7 protein-coding genes are annotated in these 9,531 nt (G+C 43.5%); all 7 read right to left on the bottom strand.

Annotation, left to right across the window (positions count from 1 at the left end; all coding sequences use genetic code 11):
• Positions 1 to 157 precede the first annotated feature (157 nt).
• From AB204_RS19405 to AB204_RS19375, 7 genes are read right to left on the bottom strand one after another with little or no spacing between them, the layout of a single operon-like run.
• Positions 158 to 835, bottom strand: a complete 678-nt coding sequence (locus tag AB204_RS19405) for a hypothetical protein (RefSeq protein ID WP_047965034.1) — start codon at positions 833 to 835, stop codon at positions 158 to 160.
• 52 nt (positions 836 to 887) lie between these two features.
• On the bottom strand, positions 888 to 2,312 hold the full coding sequence (locus AB204_RS19400) for an amino acid permease (RefSeq protein WP_047965033.1): 1,425 nt from the start codon (positions 2,310 to 2,312) through the stop codon (positions 888 to 890).
• 33 nt (positions 2,313 to 2,345) lie between these two features.
• A complete protein-coding gene (gene astE / locus AB204_RS19395; RefSeq protein ID WP_047965032.1) occupies positions 2,346 to 3,332 on the bottom strand; it encodes a succinylglutamate desuccinylase in 987 nt (328 codons plus the stop codon).
• Between the two features lie 12 nt (positions 3,333 to 3,344).
• Positions 3,345 to 4,688, bottom strand: a complete 1,344-nt coding sequence (astB, locus tag AB204_RS19390; protein ID WP_047965031.1) for an N-succinylarginine dihydrolase — start codon at positions 4,686 to 4,688, stop codon at positions 3,345 to 3,347.
• Between the two features lie 51 nt (positions 4,689 to 4,739).
• Positions 4,740 to 6,218: a succinylglutamate-semialdehyde dehydrogenase gene (gene astD, locus AB204_RS19385; protein ID WP_047965030.1), complete on the bottom strand. Its 1,479-nt coding sequence runs from the start codon at positions 6,216 to 6,218 to the stop codon at positions 4,740 to 4,742.
• 11 nt (positions 6,219 to 6,229) lie between these two features.
• Entirely contained in the window at positions 6,230 to 7,261 is a 1,032-nt protein-coding gene (gene astA, locus AB204_RS19380) for an arginine N-succinyltransferase (protein ID WP_047965029.1), read from the bottom strand.
• 20 nt (positions 7,262 to 7,281) lie between these two features.
• Positions 7,282 to 8,493, bottom strand: a complete 1,212-nt coding sequence (locus AB204_RS19375; protein WP_047965028.1) for an aspartate aminotransferase family protein — start codon at positions 8,491 to 8,493, stop codon at positions 7,282 to 7,284.
• Positions 8,494 to 9,531 lie beyond the last annotated feature (1,038 nt).

Here is a 9,531-nt window from a genome sequence, read left to right as displayed (position 1 = left end):
ATTGCTATTGAATGATTGTGTTCTATGTATCATGACATACCTCTATATAACAATACCTGGACCTGATATAACATCGTAATACCAAGATATGATAAAAAAGCATTACCACAGATATATTTAAAGATTAAATCAGATTAATGAATAAAATATTCAATAATCATACACAACTTGCCTTAAAATAGTATTCCCCCGCCCAAAACCCCCATTTATCACTTTTGGCTGGTTCTAATACCATGTAACCTCCTTGATATCCAAATCCATATTGGAAGTAAACACCTCTCGCAGCAGGTGCGGGTATTAGTTTGACGTTCCCATTTTTACCAAGTGTTTTTGATTTATTTACCGCATATTCCATTAGCAAAAACCCACAATTTCTTACACCTATATGAGTAACGAACTCTACAATACTGGAAGGTTCTGTGGCTTTCGCCTTGTTATTGGAAAATATCAACATACCAATTGGTGTTTCTTGAAAAAACATAACAAAGAAATAATGTTCTATTGAGGCTGAAACACCCTCAAGTTTACTTTCTAAGATAGTAGAAATTTGTGTAAGTATTCCATACGTAGCCTTATATCTTGAATTCCACCGTTCCTGATCCTGACTTAATTGTCTGCTCTGATTAGAACCTATGAACCAATCACCATTAATCATGTTCGTTCTTATTCGATTAGCAATACATAAAGCATCTTGAAGCCCAACTTCTCTGATAGTGATAAAATTTTTAACATTAAACACCCTGGAAGCCATATTTATTAAATTTGATTCATTGCGCGTCAATGGCCCCGCTATATCTGAGTCCAGGATGCTAAAAAATTTTGATTTAAGTATCATGATATACCTCCCAATAAAAATATAAAAAATATATTCAGAGAATTTGGTTAATTCAATTTACCATTACTTTCCGGGTTTGCTGTTTTTCCCGATGCTTTCTCATTCGCCAGAAGACTTCCAAGATCACAAACCAAACCGGAGTGCCATATAACGCTACACGCGTATCATAATCAAATATCATGATCACGACCGTAAAGGCAAAAAATATCAAAGTACACCATGTCATAGGGATGCCCAGTGGCATTTTATAGACGGATACTTTATGCAGGTCAGGGCGTTTTTTCCGGTAAGCCAGATAAGCAAACAATATCATGCACCAACTGTAAATAACCATGATAGCCGCCACAGTCGATACAATCGTAAATAATTTCATGACATCTGGGATGAAAAACAACAGGAATACACCACTCGCCATGCAGATAACAGAGAATATCAAACCAAAAATGGGAACCGCGCTGCTCACTGAAAGTTGACCGAATTTATCGTGTGCCAGCTTTTCCGTAGACAAGCCATAAAGCATGCGGGTACAAGCGTATAGCCCACTGTTTGCCGAAGACATCGCTGAAGTCAGAGCCACAAAATTAATGACTGCTGCCGCTGCCGGCAAACCGGCCAGTGCAAACAACGTCACAAATGGGCTGACTTCCGGTGAAATATGCGCCCATGAGGTCACGGCAATAATGCACATCATGGAGAGCACGTAAAAGATAATGATTCTGATCGGAATACTATTGATGGCTTTCGGTAAGATTTTCTCTGGTTCTTTGGTTTCCGCCGTTACTGTGCCAACCAGTTCAATACCCGTAAAGGAAAAAATAGCAATCTGAAAACCCGCTAAAAATCCAAATACCCCGTTGGGCAGGAAGACTTCAGGCTCCGTCAAATGACGTACAGAAGCGGTTACGCCATTGGGTGAAGTCCATCCCACCAATACCATACCAATGCCAACGATAATCAAGGCAACTATCGCCACGACTTTAATCATGGCAAACCAGAATTCTGTTTCACCAAATAACTGTACTGAGAAAAAGTTACATAAACACATTAACCCTAAAATAAACAGGGCCGTTAACCAAAGCGAACTGTCAGGAAACCAATACTGAATATAGCCACCACACACAACAACATCGGCAATACAACTGACGATCCAACTCATCCAATAAGTCCAGCCCAGAAAATAGCTGGCTTTATCTCCAAGATAATCCGCCACAAAATCCGCGAAAGTCCGATAGTCCAGTTTAGTGAGCAACAGTTCTCCCATTGCCCTCATCACCATAAAAGCGAAAAAACCAATCAACAAATAAGTCAGGATAATTGAAGTGCCTGATACTGCAATGGTTTTCCCTGTTCCCATAAACAAACCCGTACCAATGGCACCGCCAATTGCAATCAGCTGAATATGACGTTTACCTAATCCACGGTGAAGCTTCTGCGCACCTGTGGATTGTCCCACAGGTGTTTTTAATGATTCCGTCATCAATAACCTCCACAGCTTTTTTATATGAATTGATTATGTTAACTGCGCCAGCAATAGACCTGCCCTCAGACCAATGGCAACACGGGCATTAGGAAACAGAATTAAATTTGCAGGAGATGTGATTTTCCAAGTTTGATTCTGCTGACAGGCAATTTCGAATCCTTCCGGCAGTTCAGTGAAGTTTTTGGTATCTTCTGGGATATTGAGCTTAAAATTGTCATGCTGTTTGATAATGGCATCCACTACACGATAACGTTTGAGCGCCATTTTATTTCGTTTGACTGAAAATAAACCTGCGACCAAATCCTGCAAGGCTGCCGCAATATTACTGAACCTTGCCAGATCGTTTTGTCCGAAGGGCCGTGCCTTACCAATCTCCAATGTGCAACTGTCTGCATTGAAATGTTCGCTGGTAAAATTGCTGAACGTGCCTCCCGCCGAGTTATGAAATACCAAGGCGTCAATATCACTCTCTTCCAGCCATTGTAAAAAATCAGCCGCATAGCCACGGGATTGGTACGGCAACAGCGCAAACTGTTCATGACAAGATCCCCTAATCGCGGTGTGAAGATCCAAGTGCCGATGTCTGGTTGAGGCCATAACTGCCGGTTCACTAAAGAACTGGCGGACAACCGATTCCAGCTCTATTGCACGGCCCGATTCATTCCCCAAAGGAAAATTATGGTGGCGACCACCGAACATACGATTAAGATCATGATCAAGGTATCGTTGTCCTGCGCGCATGGCGGGCAGGTTACCGAAAATCAACAAGAGGTTATGCCGTAATGCCAAACTGCCCTGTGCCAGTTGCGACAATATCTGGATCAATATTTCTACGGGAGCGGTTTCATTACCATGTATTCCCACTGAAATAATCAGCGTATCGGTTTTTTTCTCTTGCGGAAGGTCTTGTGGCAATAACTGCAATACGCCTTCTGCCAACCATGATGACTTAATCGTTGGCGGAAAATGCAGGCTATCCTCAAGTTTGTTTTCAAGCAGTAAAGTCAATAAATCCATCGTCTCTCCTGATTAACGTTGAAATTCATAGATTGAACCGAGCTTGAGGATCTGTGTCAGTTCATCAAGGGCAACATAAACTTCTTCCAACAATTGCGGATCAGCCAGATCAGCCACATACAGAGAATCCCGATAATTGTGTTCTACCCATGCCGTCAGCCGCTGATATAGCTCCGGTGTCATCAAGGTAGCCGGATTGGTCGCCGCCAACTCTTTTTCGTTCAATACGACCCGAAGACGCAGACAAGCCGGCCCTCCGCCATTGCGCATACTTTCCCGTAAATCGAAAAAGTGGAGTTTATTGATGGGAGAATTTCCCTCAGCAATCAATGATTGCAGATAGGACGAAACGTTATGATTAAGATGACACTCTTCCGGTAAAACCAGCGTCATGTTGCCATCAGGCCGACTCAATAATTGGCTGTTAAAAAGATAGGATTCAACTGCATCCTGAATGGTGACTTGTTCAGCAGGCACCTCAACCGTCATCAATGTTTGCCCGAGCCGGGCCATTTTCTCCCTGAGTTCAGCCAGTACCGATTGCTGGTTCAGGAAAGCCTGCTGGTGATAGAAAAACACATTACGGTTACTGACCGCGATGACGTCGTTATGAAACACGCCACTATCAATGGCAACCGGATTTTGTTGGGCAAATACGGTTCTTGCTTCCTCAAGTTGGTGCAGGCGGGCCACTGCCTGACTCGCTTCCAGCGTTTGCCGTGCAGGATAGCGTTCGGGCGCAATACCTTCTTGCAATGCTTCGCGTCCATAGACAAATAGCTGTACACCCGCTTCACCATATTCACCGCAAAAACGATTATGATTCGCCGCCCCTTCATCTCCCCAATCCACATGCTGCGGCAAAGGATCATGGTGAACAAAGTGGTTCTGATCAGAGAAGGTGGCTTTTAATGCCCGCGAAGTCGTCACACTTTCCAGAGAACGATGTAACTTTTTATTTAAGTTGGCAACTGTGAAATGAACGCGCTGATCCGCACTATCCGCTGAAGGAGAAACCGTTGCCGCATTGGCTGTCCACATAGAAGAAGCTGAACTCAGTTTGGACAACAATAACGGTGAATACTGTGCGGCCTTGTTTAATACCTGCTCATCACTGCCCGTAAACCCCAGCAGGCGCAATGCCGGAAGATTGGGGCGCTGCTGTGGAGGCAATACCCCCTGCACCAGTCCCATATCAGACAATGCCTTCATTTTCATCAATCCTTGAAGTGCGGCTTTGCGGGGATTGGACTCCTTCCCCCGATGAGTCATGGAAGCCTTGTTACCCATTGATAGTCCGGCATAATGGTGCGTCATTCCCACCAAACCATCAAAATTTGCTTCAATTCCCGACATAATCACCTCTAACATCCTATTTATTAATGGAAAAATCACGGGCGAACGAAATCATGAATGAAAGAAATCAAGCCCCGGCGCAGGTGTTTCAGGCAGAACTAAATTGTCAGCCATCAAAGAAGCCATCGGCCAGGCGCAATAGTCCGCCGCATAATACGCACTGGGTCGATGATTACCCGATGCCCCAATGCCACCAAACGGTGCTTTGCTGGATGCGCCTGTCAGTGGTTTATTCCAATTCACGATCCCTGCCCTCGCCTCCTGCAATAATTTCTCGAACAGGGAAGCATCAGGAGAAATCAAGCCGGACGCCAAACCAAACCGCGTATCATTCGCGATAGAAATAGCTTCGTCGAAAGTGTCATAGCGACTCAGGGTCAACAAAGGACCAAAATATTCTTCATCAGGAACCTCTTTGACATTGGTCAGATCAATAATGCCCGGAGTCATAAAGGTTGAATTAGGATCGGGCTGCGTTAAGGCGAGCAAAGAGACACCACCCAATGCCAGCAATTTGGATTGAGCCTCAAGCAAACTTTCTGCCGCAGCCAGAGAGATTACGCCCCCGATAAAAGGCTGTGGCTCTGCATTCCAGTGAGCAGGCACAATTTGACCCGCAGCATCAAGCAGCCGTTGGATCAGCGCATCCCCTTTTTCCCCTTGCTTCACCAATAACCTACGGGCACAAGTACAGCGCTGCCCTGCGGAGATAAATGCAGACTGGATAATGGTGTAAACGGCGGCCTCAATATCATCATAATCGTCTACAATCAGGGCATTGTTGCCTCCCATTTCCAGCGCCAGCATTTTTTCTGGCTGACCTGCCAATACACGGTGGAAATGGAATCCTGTCGCCGCACTGCCAGTAAACAGCACACCATCAATTTCGCGGCTGTCCAACAACGCACCGCCGGTTTCTTTACTGCCCTGCACCAGATTCAGCACACCAACAGGCAACCCTGCCTTAATCCACAGCTCAACCGTTTTTTCTGCCGTCATCGGCGTCAGTTCACTGGGCTTGAACACCAACGTATTACCTGCGATCAATGCAGGTACAATATGCCCATTCGGTAAATGTCCGGGAAAATTATAGGGACCGAAAACCGCCATCACACCGTGAGGGCGATGCTGCAATATCGCTTTGCCATCAGGCATGGACGTTTCAGAATATCCTGTGCGTTGTTCCCATGCCTCAATGGAAATAGCAATTTTGCCAATCATTGACTGAACTTCCGTTCGCGTTTCCCACAACGGTTTACTGGTTTCCTCACTGATTACACGGGCGATATTTTCTTTTTCCTGTGTCAACAAATCAGCAAATGTCTGAATAACTGCAATACGTTTTTCAACCGCCAACCTTGACCATGCAGGAAAGGCTTTGCGGGCAGATTGGCACGCTTCATCTACCTGACGGGCAGAAGCGCCGTTTGCCTGCCATAACACCTGTTGGTCAATAGGAGAGTACTTAATAACAGGCAGACCTTGCCCAACTATCCATTCACCGCCAATATAATTTGCTTGATGATTCATTGTTAAATCCCTTAAGAGAGAAGAGAAACAAAGCGTACCGGATCGCCCTCATCCACCTGAAGTGCCTCCATCTCTGCGGGGGTAAGCCGCAGTTCATCACTATCCAGAGGATCAGAGATGGGCAAGAGTAGCGCCTTAAACTCCTGAAAATGCAGGTTAGAAACAATGCATGGCACACCATCCTGCGCCCGAGAAACATGGGTGCTTTTCCTGACATGTACGAGCCGGCTGTCTTTGACTGTGCGTATCTTGTCAATTTCCGCATCTAAAATGGCACCAGCATCAAAAATATCGACCGCGTTGTGATAAGCAAAACCCTCTTTTTCCAGAATAGCGCGGGCAGGCAAGGTATTTTCATGCACCTGACCAATCGACTGACGGGCATCTTCAGGCAACAGAGGGACATAGACCGGATAGAATGGCATCAATTCCGCAATAAACGTTTTTGAGCCAGTACCAGTCAAATAATCCGCTTCTGCAAAGGGAACATTGAAAAAGTGTTGCCCGAACGCATTCCAGAATGGCGATTCACCTTGTTGATTCACGACCCCACGCATTTCCGCAATGATGGATTTCGGGAAAAGATGCCTGAATGCGGAAATAAAAATAAAACGGCTTCTGGAAAGGAAAACACCATTGCGTCCCCTTTGATAATCGGGATCAAGGAACAACGTACACAGTTCACTGCATCCGGTATAATCCTGCCCGACAATCAGCGTTTCAAAGGTGTTGTAAATGCCCAATTCCCGGGAAGAACGCACTGATTTCTGCACACGGAAGTTGTAGAAAGGCTCTTCCAGCCCAACGGCAACTTCCAACGCACTAACACCAACAACACGATGCTTTTCCGTGTCCTCCAAGGTAAACAAAAAACCTTGCTGTGCTCGTCCCCTTGCATCGTTGAAAGAATCAATGCTGCGTGAAATCCGTGCCGCCAGATACTCCTGATTGTTTGGTAACGTCGTCAGGCCAACGCCAGCACGGGACGAAAGATTAAGGATATCGCCTAAATCTTCATGTTGAACGGATCTAAATAGCATCATGATAGCACCTCAAATCGGTTTTATTCCTGAACAAATCGCTTGAGGGCGTTTTCAAGGCGGCTGAAACCATCATCAATATCCTGCTGTTCAATATTTAATGCAGGCGCAAAACGCAGCACATCGGGACCGGCTATTAAAGCAATCAATCCCTCTTCTGCTGCGATATTGGTCAGGTTTTTCGCCTTGCCTTGATATTTTTTATCCAGTTCAGCCCCCAGCAACAGCCCTTTACCGCGTAATTCACTGAATACCTGATAACGTTGATTGAGTGTTGACATCCGCTGAAGAAATTCATGGTGGCGCTCTTTTACTCCCGCCAGAAACTCCGGCTGATGCACCAACTCAATCACCTTATTGGCGACTGCGGCTGCCAATGGATTTCCACCGAATGTCGTACCGTGTGAACCCGGCTGGAAGACTTCTGCGATATGTTGCCTGACCAACATGGCCCCTATCGGGAAACCACCGCCAAGCCCTTTAGCCGTGGTCAAAATATCGGGTTCCACGCCTGTTTCTTCATAGGCATACAAATACCCAGTCCGCCCGATTCCTGTTTGAATTTCATCAAAAATCAGCAATGCCTGATGCTGATCGCACAATTCCCGCAATGCTTTCAAAAATGCCGGGTCAGCAGGGATAACTCCCCCTTCACCGATAATGGGTTCAACGATTACGGCACAGGTTTTTTCTGAAATATAGGCTTTAATGGCGGCAATATCGTTATATGGAAGATGGGTAATTTGCTGCGGCAGTGGAGCGAAGTCCTGAGAGTATTTAGGTTGACCGCCGACAGTCACAGTAAATAATGTTCTACCATGGAAGGAATTCTCAAATGAAATAATTTCGTTTTTATGACTGCCATATTTATCCAAGGCATATTTTCTGGCAATTTTTAATGCAGCTTCATTAGCCTCAGCACCAGAATTACAGAAAAAAACCTTATCTGCGAACGTGTTCTCAACTAAAGATTTTGCAAGTTTTAAAACAGGTTCATTCGTATAACCATTACCAATATGCCATATTTTTTCTATTTGAGAAATTAATGTATCTTTTAATTCATCATTGGCATGCCCTAATGCGTTAACCGCAATTCCTCCTGCAAAATCAATATATTCCTTACCTTCCTGATCCCATACGCGCGAGCCTTTGGCCTTAACCGGGATAAATTTAGCAGGTGAAAAACAGGGAACCATATACTGGTCAAACCAATTGCGTTGAATCGTGCCCGACATGTTTTTTTCCTCAATTAATTAGGATATAAAGAGAAGAATAAATTCATATATCATTGAAGTTAATTTTTAATTAATAGATTCGCATAATTTATCTATTTATTATTTTCGTTAAGTTTCCAATGACATTATCTCTGTATCTTTCTCATCCTTTTTGATTAGCAATTAATCTCATAATCTCTTCGTGATTTAACAAAGTCAACACAATAAAATCACAATAAATTTACTTTATGATGTTTTTCACAATTTATAGAAATGGATTTATTGTCAATTTATGCACCATTTATGCATCAAAAAATAAATAAAAAGAAGTATAGAATTGAAGATAACGGAATTGAGATATTCTTGTTCAATAATTATTCACAGAGAATGAGTATAAATTATACCCATACTCTAAAAAATATATTTGCAATTAACAATTTTTATCCTAAATATCAATAATTCTATTTAAAATCAAACTATTAAAAAATAATACACCTATTTTTTCCACCTTATTGCAAGTTCACTCAGACAAACTCTCAGGCTAAGAGGCATGGGGCTCTCAGCTTGCTTTTACAGGCAACCTGTAACATCGGCTAATTTCCGATCGATTCTACTGCTCCCGGAGAAACAAGATAGCAGCCGGATGTTTGAACTGATCACCATGTCCTATAGGATTCAGCCTGTTAGTCGGATATTATTTATTAAGAAATATTACTCACATATCTTACCCTTTAATTAAGTAAAGTGACCACTTACACGACCAGTGATTTTTATCACAGTTATATTTATTAATATTGCCATGCCATAAATCACGCTTGCAGTTTCATAAGAAAAAAACAACCATAGTGGATTGAGTAAACAGATATATGAATTTTCATATAAATTATAACCTTCGACAATGGCTTTTTTTTATGACTCTAATAGCTTATTTATATCGTCAATCCTGGGTATTATTGCTTGTATCGACAATAAGCGCATTAATTAGTGGGTTCGCAGGTGCTTCGATAGTTGGCATGATTAGTCAAGGTGTAACAGAAACCATTAATCTCACCCCATTTC

Origin of the sequence: Xenorhabdus khoisanae (assembly GCF_001037465.1) — a bacterium.
Taxonomy (GTDB): Bacteria; Pseudomonadota; Gammaproteobacteria; order Enterobacterales; family Enterobacteriaceae; genus Xenorhabdus; species Xenorhabdus khoisanae.
The sequence above is the reverse complement of the archived record's forward strand: the minus strand, read 5'-3'. Positions and strand labels throughout refer to the sequence as shown.

What these genes read in the sequence shown, in the direction of transcription:
- astA (WP_047965029.1), bottom strand. Translation starts at nt 7,261, where the DNA reads ATGATGCTATTTAGATCCGTTCAACATGAAGATTTAGGCGATATCCTT.
- AB204_RS19375 (WP_047965028.1), bottom strand. Translation starts at nt 8,493, where the DNA reads ATGTCGGGCACGATTCAACGCAATTGGTTTGACCAGTATATGGTTCCC.
- astD (WP_047965030.1), bottom strand. Translation starts at nt 6,218, where the DNA reads ATGAATCATCAAGCAAATTATATTGGCGGTGAATGGATAGTTGGGCAA.
- astE (WP_047965032.1), bottom strand. Translation starts at nt 3,332, where the DNA reads ATGGATTTATTGACTTTACTGCTTGAAAACAAACTTGAGGATAGCCTG.
- astB (WP_047965031.1), bottom strand. Translation starts at nt 4,688, where the DNA reads ATGTCGGGAATTGAAGCAAATTTTGATGGTTTGGTGGGAATGACGCAC.
- AB204_RS19405 (WP_047965034.1), bottom strand. Translation starts at nt 835, where the DNA reads ATGATACTTAAATCAAAATTTTTTAGCATCCTGGACTCAGATATAGCG.
- AB204_RS19400 (WP_047965033.1), bottom strand. Translation starts at nt 2,312, where the DNA reads ATGACGGAATCATTAAAAACACCTGTGGGACAATCCACAGGTGCGCAG.